Source organism: Pseudomonas sp. YQ_6, from assembly GCF_043103245.1.
GTDB classification, from domain to species: domain Bacteria; phylum Pseudomonadota; class Gammaproteobacteria; order Pseudomonadales; family Pseudomonadaceae; genus Aquipseudomonas; species Aquipseudomonas alloputida.
In genome coordinates, this window is record NZ_JBICJR010000003.1 from 1 (window position 1) to 15,664 (window position 15,664).

Here is a 15,664-nt window from a genome sequence, read left to right on the forward strand (position 1 = left end):
AACCGTCGGCTCCCATCATCCGGCCCCTACGCTACGCTCCGGGGTCCCCTCGCTCCGGGCTTGCTCCCGGGAGGACCGCGCACTTAGAAGCAAAAGCCAAAGCAAGAGCAGAAGCAAAAGCTGGAGCTGGAGCTGGAGCAAAAGCGACTGCCACGCCTGGCATCACTTCCTCAGTGGATCATCCCAGAAATGCCGCTCGGCCTCTTGCTGGATATCCGCCCGGCTCAACCCCAGGTCGCGCAAGGTTGCATCACTGAGGCTGGCCAGCTCCTGACGCTGTCGGTACAACTCCAGCCAACGCGCCGGACGCTGCAAGGCCGCGTGCCACAGGTAGCTCAGGGAAAAGGCAGGTTGCTGGATGCTGCTGACATGACCTTTCATCGTGAAGCCCTCCGTGTTGATGGCCTCAGTCTCACGCCAGGCATAAGATCAATCCAACGAATGTTTCTGATGCGATGCATCTCGGAGATTGATGCAATGTCCCAGTACCAGAGCCTCGACGCGGATGTCCTGCGCACCTTCGTCGCCATTGCCGAGCAAGGCGGCTTTACCCGCGCAGGCGAAGTGGTCAACCGCACCCAGTCAGCGGTCAGCATGCAGATGAAACGCCTGGAAGAAGACATTCTGCAGCGCCAGCTATTCGAACGTGATGGCCGTCAGGTGCGGCTGACCGCCGAAGGCCAGGTACTGCTGGGGTATGCCCGACGCATTCTCAAGTTGCATGGCGAGGTGTTCAACACCCTGCGCATGCCGCACATGGTTGGGCTGGTGCGCATCGGCACACCAGACGACTACGCCATGCGCTTCCTGCCGACCATCTTGTCGAGCTTTGCCCAAGCCTACCCGCTGGTGCAGGTGGAAGTGCATTGCGATTCGTCCAAGCAGTTGATGCTGCGCCAGGACCTGGACCTGACCATCGTCACCCGCGAGCCCGGCAACGAGATTGGCCAGTTGCTACGCCAGGAACGCCTGGTGTGGGCCGCGGCAGAAGGCTTTTGCCCACACGAACAGCGGCCGATGCCGGTGGCACTGTTCAACACCGACTGCTTCTGTCGCGCCTGGACCTGCAATGCGCTGGAGGCACAGGGCATCGATTACCGTATTGCCTACACCAGCCCAAGCCTGGCGGCAATCTTTGCCATCGTCACCGCCGGGCTGGCAGTGACCGCGCAGCTGCAGAGCCTGATCGGGGGCAACATCCGCATTCTGGGTGAGAGTGAAGGGCTGCCGCAATTGCCGATGGCCAATGTGATGCTGGTGCGCAGTACGCAAACCCCCTCGCCAATCACCGACTGCATGGCCGACTACATCGTTGAGGGTTTCAAGTGATCGGGGGCCGTAAAGCGGCCCCAAAATCTCACAGCTCAAACCCCAGCATTACCGCACAGACCACCAGGAACACACAGAACATCGCCCGCAATACTTTCTCCGGCAACGCGTGGGCCAGCTTCACGCCCCAGCTGATGCTGAGCAAGCCACCCACCGCCAAGGGAATCCCCACCCCCCAGTCAACGCTATGGTGCACGCCATAGGTCACCAGCGTGACCAAGGTACTCGGCGCCGCCAGCGCCAATGACAGCCCCTGCGCCACCACCTGAGTAGCGCCGAACACACTGGTGAGGATCGGCGTGGCCACCACGGCCCCTCCCACCCCGAACAAGCCGCCCATGGTGCCGGCAAAGCTGCCCAGCGCACCCAGCCACGGCCAGGCATGACGCAGCTCGGCACTCGGCGGCGACACCTTCATGAACATCCGCACCACGTTCCACACCGCCAAGGCTACCAGGAAGCCGACAAAACCCAGACGCATGGAATGCGCATCAAGCCCCACCGCCCAGATCGACCCCAACCAGGCGAACAGGAAGCTGCACGCCGACAGCGGCAGTGCATGGCGCAACGCGATGCGGTTGCGCTGGTGATAACGCCACAGCGCCAGCAGCACGTTCGGCACCACCATCACCAACGCCGTCCCCTGCGCCAACTGCTGGTCCAGGCCAAACAACACGCCCAACGCCGGAATCGCAATCAGCCCGCCACCAATGCCGAACAAGCCCCCCATGGTGCCCAAGGCAGCGCCCAGCACGATATACAACAACCACTCGATCATCAGGGCCTCGTCCGCCTGTACCAATAATGCGAGCATGCTAACGATTGTGCGCTGGCGGGGAAACGCACAGCAGCGCACAATGGCTGTGCGTTTTTCGCAAAAGCAAGGCAGCCATGAGCCCCGATACCCTGACCGACCAATTGAGCCTGTTCCTCGATGTGCTGGAAACCGGCAGCTTTTCTGCCGCCGCCCGTCGCCACCCGCTGACCCCGTCTGCGGTAGCACGGCGCATCGACAACCTGGAAAGCGCCGTCGGCAGCCGCCTGTTCACCCGCAGCACCCACGCGGTGCGGGCCACGCCTGCAGGCAACGCCTTTGCCGAGCGGGCCAGGCGCATCATCCAGGAGTTGCGCCTGGCCCGGGCTGAAGCGGTGTCACTGAGCAATGCCCCGGAAGGCCTGATCCGTATCGACGCACCTGCCGCGTTTGGCCGCCGCCACCTGGCCCCGGCCATTGCCGACTTCCTGGTGGCCTACACGGGCCTGGACGTACAACTGCGGTTGATCGACAGCTTTGTCGACCTGCAGGGCAGCCACCTGGGCGAGGTCGACCTGGTGCTGCGCGCCGGCCCCTTGGCCGACACCCGCCTGGTCGCCACACCGCTCGCCTACATGGTGCGCATCGCCTGCGCCAGCCCCGCCTACCTGGCCAGCCGCGGCATCCCCACCTGCCCCAGCGAACTGCCTGGGCATGACGGGCTGGACTGGGATGGCCTGGCGCCGCCGTTCGCCTGGCGCTTCAGAGTAGCCGGGCAAACCCGCCTGTATCGCCCCGCGCGCATGCGCATGGCCGCCAACAATGCCGAAACCCTGTTGTTCGGCGCCCTCGCCGGCCTGGGGATAGCCCACCTGCCCACCTGGCTGATCAGTGAATACCTGCTACGCGGCGAGCTGATCCCGTTGTTCTGCGACGGCGGCTTGCCTGAAGCCGAGACCAGCGGCATTTACGCGCTACGCCTGGCACATGAAACGAACTCTCGCAGCCGTTTGCTGCTCGAATTCCTCAAGAGCCGCTTCAGCCCGATTCCACCCTGGGACCTGGCCTTGCGCAGTGAACTGCGCGATTAATTCGCGCACTGATGATCAGCGTGCCAGAATTTTCCATTGATGACTTTCAAGGACCTGCATGAACGCCGACACCCAAGCCTCCTGTGACGAGCTGCTGCTGGACAACCAGGTCTGTTTCGCCCTGCACTCCACCTCGTTGCTGATGACCAAGGTCTATAAACCGCTGCTGCAGGCGCTGGGCCTGACCTACCCGCAATACCTTGCCATGCTCGTGCTCTGGGAGCGTGACGGCCTGACCGTGGGTGAAATCAGCCAGCATTTGCTGACCGACCCAGGCTCGCTGACCCCGCTGCTCAAGCGCCTGGAAAGCGAAGGCCTGTTGCAGCGTAACCGCAGCCGTGAAGATGAACGGGTAGTGATGGTACAGCTGACCGACAAAGGCCGCGCCCTTCAACAGCAGGCCAAACAGGTGCCGCCGTGCATTCTCAAGGCCAGCGGGCGGAGCCTGGAGCAGCTGCAGAAACTGCAAGCCGACCTGCTGAACCTGCGCGACAACCTGCAAAAGAACCTCTGAGCGCTATGCTGTGAAATGGCCGTTCCGATGAACGGTGATGATTTATCTTGCGCACTAACTAATTGCGCGCTAATTTAAATCTCACACCAACCCCCGCCCTCCTGCAAACGGGAGTGCACAGCACATTAGCGAGGCTCAAGATGCAAAAGGTCACTCCGCTGTACATCGCAGAAGCAACCTCCACCGGTGGGCGCGACGGCAAATCCCGCTCCAGCGACGGCAAGCTGGAAGTCAAGCTCAGCACCCCCAAAGAGCTGGGCGGCGCGGGCGGTGACGGCACCAACCCCGAGCAGATGTTCGCCGCCGGTTACTCGGCCTGCTTCATCGGGGCCTTGAAGTTCGTGGCCGGGCAAGAGAAGAAAGCCCTGCCGGCAGAGGCCTCGATCACCGCCAAGGTGGGCATCGGCCAGATCCCGGGCGGTTTCGGCCTGGACATCGACCTGCACATCAACCTGCCGGGCCTGGCCCAGGCCGATGCCGAAGGGCTGGTGGAAAAGGCGCACCAGGTGTGCCCGTATTCCAATGCCACCCGCGGTAATGTGGATGTGCGCCTGCACGTAACCGTCTAAGACGCAAAGGCTTGCGCGATCCCCTGTGGGTGGGTTTACCCGCGAAGAATACACCGCGGTGGATGGCACGGGCTTCGCCCGTGTTCGCGGGCAAGCCCGCTCCCACACGGATCTGCGCCAGCTTTTAGAAATTGAGCACGACAGTTGTACCCACAAAAGCACGAGCACACAGGCATAAAAAAACCCGGCTTGCGCCGGGTTTTTTGCGTCTCGCAAGAAGCATTACTTCTTGGAACGGCCTTTGAAGCTGTTGTCGCGAGTGTCGATGTCGATCCACTCGTCGATCTGGATGAAGTCGGCAACCGAGATCTCGGTACCGTTCGCCAGCTTGGCAGGCTTCATGACTTTGCCGGAGGTGTCACCACGAGCAGCGTTCTCGGTGTAGACAACTTTACGGCTGATGGTGGTCGGCAGCTCAACCGACACCAGACGGCCTTCGAAGAACACGGCTTCGCAGACGTCTTCCATGCCTTCTTCGATGTACGGCAGAACGGCTTCGATGTCTTCGGCGTTCAGCTCGTACATGGTGTAGTCGGTGGTGTCCATGAAGGTGTACTCGTCACCATTGATGAACGACAGGGTCGCTTCTTTGCGATCCAGAATCACGTCGTCCAGCTTGTCGTCCGCACCGTATACGGTTTCGGTCTTGTAGCCGGTCAGCAGGTTCTTCAGCTTGGTCTTCATGATCGCGCTGTTACGGCCCGACTTGGTGAACTCAGCTTTTTGAACCAGCCACGGGTCGTTGTCGATCCGCAGGACGGTACCGGGTTTCAGTTCTTTACCAGTTTTCATTACGAAGTATCCGAATCTGGATGGATTTATAAAAATCGAGGCCGCGTATCATAGCGAATTTCGGTAAAAGTGTACTAGCGCTGTGGCAAGGTCCGGCTGAGCGGCCTGTCGCGCTCCCCAAAGGCGGGCATGCTGCTGCAGTTCCGGCCAATGCTGGCGGGCCGTCCGCCAGGCCTGGCCCATGTCGAAATCCATGTTCCAGGCACGCCAAAGGCCCAGCAGGGCTGCATCGGCATCGTCTGACAGGCCGCAGCGATAATGCGCGAGGAACGCTTCGAGCTTTTCCCAATGAGCATTCTCGTCCTGCACATAGATGTGCCAGAGCATCGGCTGCCCCGCCCACTGCGCACGCACGAACGAGTCTTCGCCACGCACGGCATTGAAATCACAGCTCCATAACAGCCGGTCGAAGTCGTCCTGGCTGACGAAAGGCATCACCTGAACGGTCAGCGCCCCACGGTTGCGCACATCACCCACCTGCAGCGGCCCCTCGCCCAACCATTGGCTGAGCCCCGCGACAATGCGCCCTTGCGGGACCAACAGGTGGCAGGCCTGGTCAGCCGTGGCCAGGGCATCAAGCCAGTTGCCCAGCTGTGGGTTTTCATAGGCAAACAGCGAGATCAGCAGCGCACCCGGCACTGGGTCTACACCAAGCCCCTGCAAAAAAGCACGGCGCGCATCCGTCGACTGCTGGAACGCATCACGCCGGGCCAGCAGCGAACCCTCGCGCAGCAAACCGCCCGTTTTGTCGGTAAAGCCCGGGAAAAAGAATACCTTGCGCAAACCGTTGGGCTGCGGCGAAGGCAACCCATGGCAACCCTCCACCCAGTCCTCGGCACTCAGGTACTCGAGGTTGAGCCAGAGCGGCGGCTGCGGGCGGGCACGCATCGCCTCGACATACGCTGTGGGCAACTGGCAGGCAAACGCGCCGATCACCACATCGGCCGGCGCCACCGGCAACCACGCTGCCGGCCAGTGGCGCACATCCACACCGTGCTGCCACTGTTGCGCCGCCGTGGCATCGGCGCCAGGGCACATGGGCGTGAAAGCGTTGAGGTCATCCACCCACAGGCGCACCGCCAGGCCGTGCTCGGCCACCAACTGCCGGGCCAGGCGCCAGGTCACGCCGATATCGCCGTAGTTGTCGACGACGCTGCAGAAGATGTCCCAGGTGGCTTTCATGCGCCCCTCCCGTGCTGGTGCAAAAACCGCGAATTCTGCGCATAAATTGGCGCTGACAAAAGCACCTGCGCAGAAAAATGCCCAAGCGCATGCGACAATGCCCCCCTACCACGCTGCCAGGAGGCTGCCATGCCGCGCCACCGTGAATTGAAGATCACCCTCAAGCCGTTGCCGTTGATCATGTGCGTTGCCTTGGGCCTGTGGCTAGGCGCCATGGCCATTGCCGTGAGCCTGTGGCTGGTCCAGCAGTTGTGGCCCCAGCAGGTGCAACCTTTGGCCCAGGTTGTAGCCCCCCACGCCTACCGACCCGCTGCAACCCCCGCGCCGACCACTGCCCAGGATGCCCAGGCCGAGATGTTCGAACGCTACAAGGACATCCTGCACAAACAGGAGCTGCAACAGGCCGCCGATGCCGCCCAAGGCAACCCGCGCAACCTCAACAGCCCCAAGTGCCAGTTCTGGCTGCAGCAAAACCGTACCGCGCCCACCGAAAAAAGCCAGGCCAACGTGCTGGAGTTCTGTTACTGACCATGGACAAGCCCCACCTGCTGGCGCTGATTGTCGCCACCCTCGAGCATGACCTGGACGTGCTGACCCGCGCAGCGCAAACCGCCTACGAGGCCGCCACCGCCGAAGAGAACATCGCCGAGAACAAGTACGACACGCTGGGCCTGGAGGCCTCGTACCTGGCCACCGGCCAGGCGCGCCGCAGTGCCGAGATCCGCCAGGCGCTGGTGATCTACCAGCAGTTGCTGCTGCGTGATTACGACCCGGCGCGCGGTGTGCAGGTAAGCAACCTGGTGACCCTGGAAAATGAACATGGCGGGCAGCGCCGGCTGTTTCTCGGGCCTGAGGCAGCGGGGTTGAAGATTGGCGAGGGTGACGGGCTGGTGACGGTGATTACCCCACGATCGCCGCTGGGGCAGCAACTGCTGGGCAAGCGCGTGGATGACGAGGTGAACCTGGGCGCACAGGTATCGTTCATTGTCGATGTTGTCTGAACCGGCCTCTTCGCGGGCACGCCCGCTCCCACAAGGCCCCCACTGTCTTCAGGGCTGTGATATCCCTGTGGGCGCGGGCGGGCCCACGAAAAGGCCGGCACAGGCAATAATTCTCTAAAGAGCCTGCAGGGCATCGAACCGCCCCGCCAGTCCCTGCTCGGCAAACTGCTCCACCACAAAATCGATGAACGCCCGGGTCTTGCCCGGCAACAGCTTGTGCTCGGCGAAATACAGGCTGATATGCCCATCGTCCACATACCAGTCCGGCAACACCCGCAGCAGGCGCCCGGCCAGCAAGTAGGGCACGGCAAACGGCAGGCTTACCAGGGCAATGCCCAGCCCCTGCTCGGCCACCGCGCACGCCGCATCCGAATCGCTCATGGTCATCGCCTGGCGCACTTGCAGCGGCTGCTGCGCCTGCCAACGGCTGGTCAACGGCCACGAGCGCACCCGCCCGGTCTGCGGTGACCGCACCAGGATACCGTCATGGCGTTGCAGCACCTGCGGGTCTTCTATCGGCGCGTGCCGCTGCAGATAGGCCGGCGCCGCTACCAACACCCGGTGCGCCGGGGTCAGCTTGCGCGCCACCACCCCCGGCGGCAGTTCGAAACCACCGCCAATCGCTGCATCGAAGCCCTGGCCGATCAGGTCCACCTGGCGGTTGTCGAAATGCCAATCCGGGGTAATCGCCGGGTATCGGCGCAAGAATTCCCCCAGCAACGGCAGCACGTACAAACGCCCGAACACCGTGCCCATGCTCACCCGTAACGACCCGGCCGGCTGGCCTTCTGCACTGGCCAGGTTGGCCACGGCGTACTGAATGGTGCGAAAGCTGTCACTGACCTCGCCAAGAAAACGCTGCCCCGCTTCGGTCAAGGTCAGCTTGCGGGTACTACGCTGGAACAACCGCACACCCAGGCGCGCTTCCAGCTGCGCAACGTGCTTGCCCACGGCAGCCGGGGTAAGGCTCAGGCGCCTGGCGGCTTCGGCAAAACTGCCGACCTCGGCACTGCGGATGAAGCATTCCAACGCGCTAAACGATTCCATGGCCATGATTAGCAACCAAAGGTTTACTCTGCTGATAGTGATTACCATCTTATCAGTAGGCAATCGAGCGCCGATACTGTGCCCATCCAAGGCATTTCGGCCTGGCTTCCAGCAGGAGAACAGCATGTCCAAGCAACTTACACTCGAAGGCAAAGTGGCCCTGGTTCAGGGCGGTTCCCGAGGCATTGGCGCAGCCATCGTACGGCGCCTGGCCCGCGAAGGCGCGCAAGTGGCCTTCACCTATGTCAGCTCTGCCGGCCCGGCTGAGGAACTGGCTCGGGAAATTACCGAGAACGGCGGCAAAGCCTTGGCCCTGCGGGCTGACAGCGCTGATGCCGCGGCCGTGCAACTGGCGGTGGATGACACCGTGAAGGCCTTGGGCCGGCTGGATATCCTGGTCAACAACGCCGGTGTGCTGGCAGTGGCCCCGGTGACGGAGTTCGACCTGGCCGACTTCGATCGCATGCTGGCCGTGAACGTACGCAGCGTGTTCGTCGCCAGCCAGGCCGCGGCACGCTATATGGGCCAGGGCGGTCGTATCATCAACATTGGCAGCACCAACGCCGAGCGCATGCCGTTTGCCGGTGGTGCACCGTACGCCATGAGCAAGTCGGCACTGGTTGGCCTGACCCGCGGCATGGCCCGCGACCTCGGGCCGCAGGGCATTACCGTGAACAACGTGCAGCCCGGCCCGGTGGACACCGATATGAACCCGGCCAGTGGCGAGTTTGCCGAGAGCCTGATTCCGCTGATGGCCATTGGGCGATATGGCGAGCCGGAGGAGATTGCCAGCTTCGTGGCTTACCTGGCAGGGCCTGAAGCCGGGTATATCACCGGGGCCAGCCTGACGGTGGATGGTGGGTTTGCAGCCTGATTGAAAGGTTGCCTGTGCCGCGACAACGCCGGCACAGGCTTAGCCTTTCTTTGCCCCCAGGCACTGTTCCATCACGTCCAGAAAAGCCCGGGCCGCCGGCGTGGGGCTGGACGACCACACCGCATACAAGTGCCGCACCGGTGCATCCACCAACCGCGCCACGGCCACCCCTTCGATGCCCTGAGCCACCCGCTCGGGCACCAGGCCGACGGCCATGCCCCGCTGCACGAATTTCTCTACCAGACGAACATGCCCGATCTCGAACTGCACCCTGCGCTGCAACCCCACCGCCTGAAAAGCCTCGTCGGTCTGGCGTCGCGCCCCAGTGCCTTCGGGGAAGTCCACCAACACTTCGCCTGCCAGGTCAGCCAGCGCCAGCTGTGCTCTGCCCGCCAGGCGATGCGCCAACGGCAACACCGCCACCAGTTCTTCCCTGGCCAGCAACCGATGCTGCACCCCCTGCACTACTTCGCCTTGCCACAGCCCGATAAAGCCCACGTCCAGGCGCCGCTCGAGCACATCAGCGATCAGCAATTCGCTCTTGGCCGTGAGCCAGCGCACATCCACATCCGGATAACGACCGTGGAACACCGCCAACAGGTCGACCAGGTCCAGCGCGGTGAGCGAGCTGATTTCACCAATCGCCAGCCGCCCGCGGACCTGGCCGCAGGCCGCCGCCACGTCATCGGCAATGCGCCGGGCCGCCTCCACCGCTGGCCGTGCGCTGAGTACAAAGGCTTCCCCCGCAGGTGTCAGGCGTACCCGTCGCGAACTACGCTCGAACAGGCTCACCCCCAGCTGCGTCTCCAGCCGCGCCACCTGATGGCTAAGGGCCGACTGCACCACATGGCAGCGCTGCGCCGCGCGAGTAAAACTGCCGGTGTCGGCCACAGCAAGGGCATATTCGAGCTGCTTGAGGTTCATCGATCTATCTGCTTTCAAGATGAATAGGTTGAAAACTATACATTGGTGTCATGCCTAGTACTTGCTGATAATCATCACCACACACGACTGCCCCCACGAGAATTGTATGCACACCCCCACTCTCAGCCGCGCCTTGATCCTGCTGATGGCCACCGCCACAGGCCTGGCCGTGGCCAGCAACTACTACGCCCAACCGCTGCTGCACAGCATCGCCCAGCAGTTTGGCTTGAGCACCGCCAGTGCCGGCAGCATCGTGATTGCCGCGCAGCTCAGCTATGGCGCCGGCCTGTTGCTGCTGGCACCGCTGGGCGACCTGTTCGAGCAGCGCCGGCTAATTACCGTGATGACCGTTGTCTCCACCTTGGGCCTGGTCATCAGCGCCTGCGCACCCAGCCTGCCCTGGCTGCTATTCGGCACGGCGCTGACCGGGCTTTTCTCGGTGGTGGCACAGATCCTCGTGCCGATGGCAGCAACCCTGAGCGAGCCCCATCAGCGTGGGCGCGCGGTTGGCACACTGATGAGCGGCCTGCTGCTGGGCATCCTGCTGGCACGTACTGCTGCCGGCTTCATGGCCGAGCTGGGTGGCTGGCGCAGTATCTACGTGCTGGCCGCAGTGCTGATGGCAGTTACCGCCGTGGCGCTGTACCGCAGCCTGCCACAGCACCACAGCCACGCCGGGCTGAAATACCCGGCGCTGATCGGCTCCGTGTTCCGTCTGTTCATCGAAGAGCCCGTGCTGCGCCTGCGCTCGTTGCTCGGTCTGTTGGCATTCAGCCTGTTCGCCCTGTTCTGGACACCTCTGGCGTTTCTGCTGGCGAAAGGCCCCTACCACTATTCGGATGCAGTAATCGGCCTGTTCGGCCTGGCCGGTGCGGCGGGTGCGTTGTCGGCCAACTGGGCCGGGCGCCTGGCAGACCGCGGCAAGGGCGCGCTGGGTACCACCGTGGGCCTGGTGGTGTTGCTGCTGTCGTGGGTGCCGCTGGGGTTTGCCGAACAGTCCCTGCTCGCCTTGCTGCTGGGGGTGCTGATGCTCGACCTGGCAGTACAGCTGGTGCATGTGAGCAACCAGAACGCAGTGATCGCCCTGCGGCCCGAGGCACGTACGCGGCTGAATGCCGGTTATATCACCTGCTACTTCATTGGCGGGGCGCTTGGGTCGTTGCTGGGCACGCAGCTGTTCCAGCGCCAGGGCTGGATGGGGATTGTGGTGGCCGGCCTGGTGATTGGCGGGCTGGGGTTGCTGGTGTGGGGCCTGGCCGAGCGTAAGCGCAAGAACACCTTGCAAGTAGCCTGATAAATGGCCACTAGATTCTTCGCGGGCACGCCCGCTCCCACAGGTGCCTCACAAACCTCAGGGCAGTGATACACCTGCGGGCGTGCCCGCGAAGAGGCCACTAGCTACGGCGACAAAGTACCGCACTACCCTCCGTCGCAATGCCGTTGACTTGCCTGCCTGGGCAGCGCTCATTAAGCGCTGGAATGCCCTTTCCCTGACAGGATGAATTTATGACAAGACTCACGGTACAGTCCGGCGATTTCTTGCAAGGTGAAGGCGAGTATCGCAATGGATCGCTCACACTCAAGACCGCGCGCAGCCCCTCACCCGGTGAGCGGATTTCCTTGGCACGCATCAGCGACTTGCGGCTGGCCAGCCTGGAAACCAACCGCAGCCTTGGCAGCGCCTTGGGCTGGGGCATGGCCGGCGCCCTGGTGGCAGGGCCAGTAGGGCTGCTGGCCGGGCTGTGGTTGGGTGGCAAGGAAGAAGAAGCGACCTTTCTGGCCACCTTCAAGGATGGACGCAAGCTGATGGCCATTACCGATGGCAAGACTTGGTCGAAGATCGATGACAACTGGCGGCAGCACAAGCGGTCGATCAGGACAGGCTGACTGAATACGCTGGGCCTGGATCGTTTTATGTAGAGGGCGGCTGGTAAGATGCCGCCTTTTTCATGGCCTGTGCCGGCCTCTTCGCGGGTAAACCCGCTCCTACAGGGGGATCACCAACTGGTGTATCGCCACCCGGTGTTTCACCAACCGGTGTAGGAGCGGGTTTACCCGCGAAAGGGCCGGCACAGGTATCGCGCATCCAGGAGCCCCACCGCATGCCCCCGCATCACCCCCGCCTGCCCCTGAGCCTGCTCAGCCTGGGCCTGGCCCTGCAGTGCCCCTCTGTGTTTGCCGAAGACAGCGTGATGCTGGCCCCGTTGCAGGTCTCCGACACATACGCCAATGATGGCTACCAGGCACGCCAGGCCGCGGTGGGCGGCTTCCAGCCCGCGCCACTGCTCGACACCCCCGCCTCCGTCAGCGTGTTCAGCCAGCAGTTGCTGGAAGACCGCCAGGTACGCAAGCTTAGCGAAGTGTTGCAAAGCGATGCCTCGGTCGGCGAAAGCTATGCCCCCATTGGCTACTACGAAAACTTCAACGTGCGCGGCTTCGAGCTGAACGCCGCCAGTAGCTATCGCATCAATGGCCAGACCATAGCCGGGGAGCAGAACGTAGCCCTGGAGAACAAGCAGCAGGTGGAATTGCTCAAGGGCCTGTCCGGGCTGCAGACCGGCGTGTCGGAGCCTGGCGGCTTGATCAACTATGTGACCAAGCGCGCCGAAAACATACGCAGCGTCACGGTATCGACCAACGAACAGGGCGAACGTTATCTGGCCACCGACCTTGGCGGCTGGTTCGGCAGCGAAAAGCAGTTCGGCCTGCGCGCCAACCTGGCCCATGAAGACATCCGCACCTACGTCGACCACGCTGACGGCAAGCGCGACTTCGCCTCGCTGGCATTCGACTGGCAGATCAACCCGGATGCCACCCTGCAGCTGGATGCCGAGTACCAGCATCGCGAACAGGCGTCGGTGCCGGGTTACCAACTGCTCGGAGGCACTGAAGTGCCCCACGGCATCGACCCGGAAGACCGCCTGGCCTACCAGCATTGGGCAAAGCCCGTGCAGAACGACTCGCTGAACCTGGGCGGGCGCTTCGAATACCGCTTCAACGATACCTGGACGGGCACCGTGAGCGCCTCTCGCAGCAAAGTGGTGATCGACGACTACAGCGCGTTTGCCTGGGGTTCGAGCGAGGGGGCGTTTTTCGGCAGCAATGGCGACTACGACATCTATGACTTCCGCAGCCCCGACGATACCCGCCGTACCGACGAGGCACAGGCCATGCTCAACGGGCACTTCGATGCCCTGGGCGTGGGGCACGAGCTGACCGTGGGTACCAGTGCGCAGCGACGCACACTGGATCAGCGCCCGTACTACAACGAGTGGCTTGGGACCGGCAACATCCATACCGACGCCCCGGACCTCGATCCATCCGACAAACCCGTCGGCGCCAGCGAACGCCGGCTGGACAGCCGCCAGTACGGTTTGTTCGTCAGCGACCGCATCAGCTTCAACGAACAATGGCAGACCGTGCTGGGCGCCCGTGAAGTGCGCCTGGATGAAAAGACCTGGGACGAGAACGGCGTAGCCGGGCGCCATACCCGCCAATACGAGCTGCTGCCCAACGCTGCGCTTATCTACAAACCGCAGCCGAACACCACGGTATACGCCAGCTACGCCAAGGGCCTTTCTGCCGGAGGCACGGCCCCTTGGTTCGCCAGCAATGCAGCTGAGATCCTTGCGCCCACCACCTCCCGCCAACTGGAACTGGGCCTCAAGCACGACTGGCAAGGCCTGAGCCTGAGTGCCGCCCTGTTCCAGATCCGCCAGGCTTACCAGTACGCGCGCCCGGACGGCACCGGCAACTTCACCTACGTGCAGCAAGGCCAGCAGAAGAATACCGGCCTGGAACTGGGCGCCAGCGGCCGGGTGACCCCGAACCTCCAGGTACAGGCCAGTGCGGCAGCCATTCGGGCGCGGGTGCAGAACAGCGGTACCGAAGCCTATGAAGGGCACCAGGCGATCAACGTGCCTAAATTCCGGGCGGCGCTGCATGCGGAATATACCCTGCCGGTTCCGGGGCTGGCGCTGCTGGGCGGGGCGCGGTATAGCGCCAGCAAGTATGCGAGCCAGGCGGGCAATGTGGAGGTTGGCGGGTATACCTTGTTCGACCTTGGCAGCCGCTACAGTACCCGTGTTGCCGGGTATGACACGGTGCTGCGGCTGACGGTGGATAACGTGCTGGACAAGCGTTACTGGCGCGATGTGGGCGATTACCTGGGGGATAACTACCTGTTCCAGGGGGCACCGCGTACCGCTCGGCTTTCGGCTTCGATCAGCTTCTAGATTGCCGGGGCCGCTCAGCGGCCCTTTCGCGACACAAGGCCGCTCCCACAGGTGTGGACTGCTCCCAAGGGTTGGATTGGTGTCCAACTTCTTGGGGGCAGTCCAGGTGTACCCCGATTGCCTGTGGGAGCGGCCTTGTGTCGCGATGGGCTGCGCAGCAGCCCCAATGGCCTTGAAAACAAAAAGCCCCCGTGCTTTTCAGCGCGGGGGCTTTTTGTAGAATGTGGCGGTGAAGAAGGGATTTGAACCCTTGATACGATTTCTCGTATACACACTTTCCAGGCGTGCTCCTTCGACCACTCGGACACTTCACCGTTTCTCTTCAAGCCTTGCGGCCCGTCGAGGTGCGCTAATTTAGTGAAAGACGTTTCCTTTGGCAAGCATTTTTTTCAATTTTTTCATGTATTTGCACTTGGGCTGCCGTGAGCACTGACCGACCAGTCAGCCTTGCTGCTTTACCTCGCCCCTGGCGCTGGGTAACGTCGTCGCCACGCCAACAAAAGGACTCTGCCATGAGCGAGCTGATTACCTACCACGCCGAAGACGGCATCGCCACCCTTACCCTGAACAACGGCAAGGTCAATGCCATCTCGCCGGACGTCATCACTGCCTTCAATGCAGCGCTGGACCGCGCTACCGAGGAGCGTGCAGTAGTGATCATCACCGGGCAGCCGGGCATTCTGTCAGGCGGTTACGACCTCAAGGTGATGACCCGCGGCCCCCAAGAGGCCATCAGCCTCGTCACCGCCGGTTCCACCCTCGCCCGCCGGCTGCTGTCGCACCCGTTCCCGGTGGTGGTGGCCTGTCCCGGCAATGCCGTGGCCAAGGGCGCCTTCCTGCTGCTGTCGGCCGACTACCGCATTGGCGTCGAAGGGCCGTACAAGGTATGCCTGAACGAAGTGCAGATCGGCATGACCATGCACCACGCCGGCATTGAACTGGCCCGCGACCGCCTGCGACGCTCGGCCTTCCACCGCTCGGTGATCAATGCCGAAGTGTTTGACCCGCAGGGTGCAGTGGATGCCGGCTTCCTCGACAAGGTGGTGCCGGCCGAGCAGTTGCAGGAAACGGCAATGGCCGCAGCGCGGGAGCTGAAGAAGCTGAACATGCTGGCGCACAAGAACACCAAGCTGAAAGTGCGCAAAGGGCTGCTGGAGGCGCTGGACAAGGCAATCGAGCTGGATCAGCAGCATATGGGCTAGCCGCACGGGCCCTTTCGCGTGTAAATCCGCAGTTCAACGGGCATGCGTAACCTGTGTAGGAGCGGGTTCACCCGCGAAAGGGCCGGAACAGTCATGCAGCCAGGTTTGCCCCAGCCAGTGTACACCCGTACACTGAAAGGCGAATGTCTG

General features: G+C 62.8%; 17 protein-coding genes and 1 tRNA gene. 11 read left to right on the plus strand and 7 right to left on the minus strand.

All coding sequences use genetic code 11. The annotated features are described in order from the left end of the window. Positions 1-162 precede the first annotated feature (162 nt). Entirely contained in the window at positions 163-381 is a 219-nt protein-coding gene (locus tag ACF8FG_RS00520) for a DUF1127 domain-containing protein (protein ID WP_014591954.1), read from the minus strand. 96 nt (positions 382-477) lie between these two features. Between ACF8FG_RS00520 and ACF8FG_RS00525 the strand changes: the two genes are divergently transcribed. Then, on the plus strand, positions 478-1,329 hold the full coding sequence (locus ACF8FG_RS00525) for a LysR substrate-binding domain-containing protein (protein WP_003252879.1): 852 nt from the start codon (positions 478-480) through the stop codon (positions 1,327-1,329). A 28-nt stretch (positions 1,330-1,357) separates the two neighbouring features. On the opposite strand, the gene ACF8FG_RS00530 is transcribed toward ACF8FG_RS00525, so the two are convergent. Next, on the minus strand, positions 1,358-2,107 hold the full coding sequence (locus ACF8FG_RS00530; protein ID WP_198748257.1) for a sulfite exporter TauE/SafE family protein: 750 nt from the start codon (positions 2,105-2,107) through the stop codon (positions 1,358-1,360). Positions 2,108-2,220: 113 nt separating this feature from the next. On the opposite strand from ACF8FG_RS00530, the gene ACF8FG_RS00535 reads away from it, so the two are divergent. From ACF8FG_RS00535 to ACF8FG_RS00545, 3 genes are all read left to right on the plus strand, one after another. Beyond that, positions 2,221-3,174, plus strand: a complete 954-nt coding sequence (locus tag ACF8FG_RS00535; RefSeq protein WP_014591956.1) for a LysR family transcriptional regulator — start codon at positions 2,221-2,223, stop codon at positions 3,172-3,174. 58 nt (positions 3,175-3,232) lie between these two features. Next, positions 3,233-3,688, plus strand: a complete 456-nt coding sequence (locus tag ACF8FG_RS00540) for a MarR family winged helix-turn-helix transcriptional regulator (RefSeq protein ID WP_019437688.1) — start codon at positions 3,233-3,235, stop codon at positions 3,686-3,688. 140 nt (positions 3,689-3,828) lie between these two features. After that, positions 3,829-4,257 carry an organic hydroperoxide resistance protein gene (locus ACF8FG_RS00545; RefSeq protein WP_014591958.1) on the plus strand — a complete coding sequence of 143 codons (429 nt, stop codon included), beginning with the start codon at positions 3,829-3,831 and terminating at the stop codon, positions 4,255-4,257. A gap of 222 nt (positions 4,258-4,479) precedes the next feature. Here ACF8FG_RS00545 and efp read toward each other — a convergent pair whose 3' ends face one another. Continuing rightward, positions 4,480-5,049, minus strand: coding sequence for an elongation factor P (gene efp, locus ACF8FG_RS00550; protein WP_003252871.1), 570 nt, complete (start codon positions 5,047-5,049; stop codon positions 4,480-4,482). 48 nt (positions 5,050-5,097) lie between these two features. Next, complete coding sequence (earP, locus tag ACF8FG_RS00555) at positions 5,098-6,231, minus strand: elongation factor P maturation arginine rhamnosyltransferase EarP (RefSeq protein WP_318081842.1); 1,134 nt, start codon at positions 6,229-6,231, stop codon at positions 5,098-5,100. Positions 6,232-6,360: 129 nt separating this feature from the next. Here earP and ACF8FG_RS00560 point away from each other — a divergent pair, with 129 nt between their 5' ends. Beyond that, complete coding sequence (locus ACF8FG_RS00560; RefSeq protein ID WP_076403562.1) at positions 6,361-6,759, plus strand: hypothetical protein; 399 nt, start codon at positions 6,361-6,363, stop codon at positions 6,757-6,759. 2 nt (positions 6,760-6,761) lie between these two features. After that, positions 6,762-7,232 (plus strand): GreA/GreB family elongation factor, encoded by a 471-nt coding sequence (locus ACF8FG_RS00565; protein ID WP_019437685.1) that lies wholly within the window; start codon positions 6,762-6,764, stop codon positions 7,230-7,232. A gap of 114 nt (positions 7,233-7,346) precedes the next feature. Here ACF8FG_RS00565 and ACF8FG_RS00570 read toward each other — a convergent pair whose 3' ends face one another. Then, a complete protein-coding gene (locus tag ACF8FG_RS00570; RefSeq protein WP_318081843.1) occupies positions 7,347-8,285 on the minus strand; it encodes a LysR family transcriptional regulator in 939 nt (312 codons plus the stop codon). Positions 8,286-8,403: 118 nt separating this feature from the next. Between ACF8FG_RS00570 and ACF8FG_RS00575 the strand changes: the two genes are divergently transcribed. Next, complete coding sequence (locus ACF8FG_RS00575) at positions 8,404-9,153, plus strand: 3-oxoacyl-ACP reductase family protein (RefSeq protein WP_003252861.1); 750 nt, start codon at positions 8,404-8,406, stop codon at positions 9,151-9,153. 39 nt (positions 9,154-9,192) lie between these two features. Here ACF8FG_RS00575 and ACF8FG_RS00580 read toward each other — a convergent pair whose 3' ends face one another. Next, positions 9,193-10,077 carry a LysR family transcriptional regulator gene (locus ACF8FG_RS00580; protein WP_014591963.1) on the minus strand — a complete coding sequence of 295 codons (885 nt, stop codon included), beginning with the start codon at positions 10,075-10,077 and terminating at the stop codon, positions 9,193-9,195. A 106-nt stretch (positions 10,078-10,183) separates the two neighbouring features. Between ACF8FG_RS00580 and ACF8FG_RS00585 the strand changes: the two genes are divergently transcribed. From ACF8FG_RS00585 to ACF8FG_RS00595, 3 genes are all read left to right on the plus strand, one after another. Further along, positions 10,184-11,371, plus strand: a complete 1,188-nt coding sequence (locus tag ACF8FG_RS00585) for an MFS transporter (protein ID WP_070384192.1) — start codon at positions 10,184-10,186, stop codon at positions 11,369-11,371. A 212-nt stretch (positions 11,372-11,583) separates the two neighbouring features. After that, positions 11,584-11,964, plus strand: coding sequence for a hypothetical protein (locus tag ACF8FG_RS00590; protein ID WP_014591965.1), 381 nt, complete (start codon positions 11,584-11,586; stop codon positions 11,962-11,964). A gap of 215 nt (positions 11,965-12,179) precedes the next feature. Further along, on the plus strand, positions 12,180-14,312 hold the full coding sequence (locus tag ACF8FG_RS00595; protein WP_119713397.1) for a TonB-dependent siderophore receptor: 2,133 nt from the start codon (positions 12,180-12,182) through the stop codon (positions 14,310-14,312). A 224-nt stretch (positions 14,313-14,536) separates the two neighbouring features. Here the strand turns inward: ACF8FG_RS00595 and ACF8FG_RS00600 are convergent. Continuing rightward, positions 14,537-14,626 (minus strand) — tRNA-Ser (locus tag ACF8FG_RS00600). Positions 14,627-14,824: 198 nt separating this feature from the next. Here ACF8FG_RS00600 and ACF8FG_RS00605 point away from each other — a divergent pair. Then, a complete protein-coding gene (locus tag ACF8FG_RS00605; RefSeq protein WP_014591967.1) occupies positions 14,825-15,514 on the plus strand; it encodes a crotonase/enoyl-CoA hydratase family protein in 690 nt (229 codons plus the stop codon). Positions 15,515-15,664 lie beyond the last annotated feature (150 nt).

Bases quoted from the DNA above. Each gene is read 5' to 3' on its own strand.
- earP (WP_318081842.1), bottom strand. From the start codon at position 6,231: ATGAAAGCCACCTGGGACATCTTCTGCAGCGTCGTCGACAACTACGGC.
- ACF8FG_RS00545 (WP_014591958.1), top strand. From the start codon at position 3,829: ATGCAAAAGGTCACTCCGCTGTACATCGCAGAAGCAACCTCCACCGGT.
- efp (WP_003252871.1), bottom strand. From the start codon at position 5,049: ATGAAAACTGGTAAAGAACTGAAACCCGGTACCGTCCTGCGGATCGAC.
- ACF8FG_RS00520 (WP_014591954.1), bottom strand. From the start codon at position 381: ATGAAAGGTCATGTCAGCAGCATCCAGCAACCTGCCTTTTCCCTGAGC.
- ACF8FG_RS00575 (WP_003252861.1), top strand. From the start codon at position 8,404: ATGTCCAAGCAACTTACACTCGAAGGCAAAGTGGCCCTGGTTCAGGGC.
- ACF8FG_RS00565 (WP_019437685.1), top strand. From the start codon at position 6,762: ATGGACAAGCCCCACCTGCTGGCGCTGATTGTCGCCACCCTCGAGCAT.
- ACF8FG_RS00580 (WP_014591963.1), bottom strand. From the start codon at position 10,077: ATGAACCTCAAGCAGCTCGAATATGCCCTTGCTGTGGCCGACACCGGC.
- ACF8FG_RS00605 (WP_014591967.1), top strand. From the start codon at position 14,825: ATGAGCGAGCTGATTACCTACCACGCCGAAGACGGCATCGCCACCCTT.
- ACF8FG_RS00585 (WP_070384192.1), top strand. From the start codon at position 10,184: ATGCACACCCCCACTCTCAGCCGCGCCTTGATCCTGCTGATGGCCACC.
- ACF8FG_RS00530 (WP_198748257.1), bottom strand. From the start codon at position 2,107: ATGATCGAGTGGTTGTTGTATATCGTGCTGGGCGCTGCCTTGGGCACC.
- ACF8FG_RS00570 (WP_318081843.1), bottom strand. From the start codon at position 8,285: ATGGCCATGGAATCGTTTAGCGCGTTGGAATGCTTCATCCGCAGTGCC.
- ACF8FG_RS00535 (WP_014591956.1), top strand. From the start codon at position 2,221: ATGAGCCCCGATACCCTGACCGACCAATTGAGCCTGTTCCTCGATGTG.
- ACF8FG_RS00560 (WP_076403562.1), top strand. From the start codon at position 6,361: ATGCCGCGCCACCGTGAATTGAAGATCACCCTCAAGCCGTTGCCGTTG.
- ACF8FG_RS00540 (WP_019437688.1), top strand. From the start codon at position 3,233: ATGAACGCCGACACCCAAGCCTCCTGTGACGAGCTGCTGCTGGACAAC.
- ACF8FG_RS00595 (WP_119713397.1), top strand. From the start codon at position 12,180: ATGCCCCCGCATCACCCCCGCCTGCCCCTGAGCCTGCTCAGCCTGGGC.
- ACF8FG_RS00590 (WP_014591965.1), top strand. From the start codon at position 11,584: ATGACAAGACTCACGGTACAGTCCGGCGATTTCTTGCAAGGTGAAGGC.
- ACF8FG_RS00525 (WP_003252879.1), top strand. From the start codon at position 478: ATGTCCCAGTACCAGAGCCTCGACGCGGATGTCCTGCGCACCTTCGTC.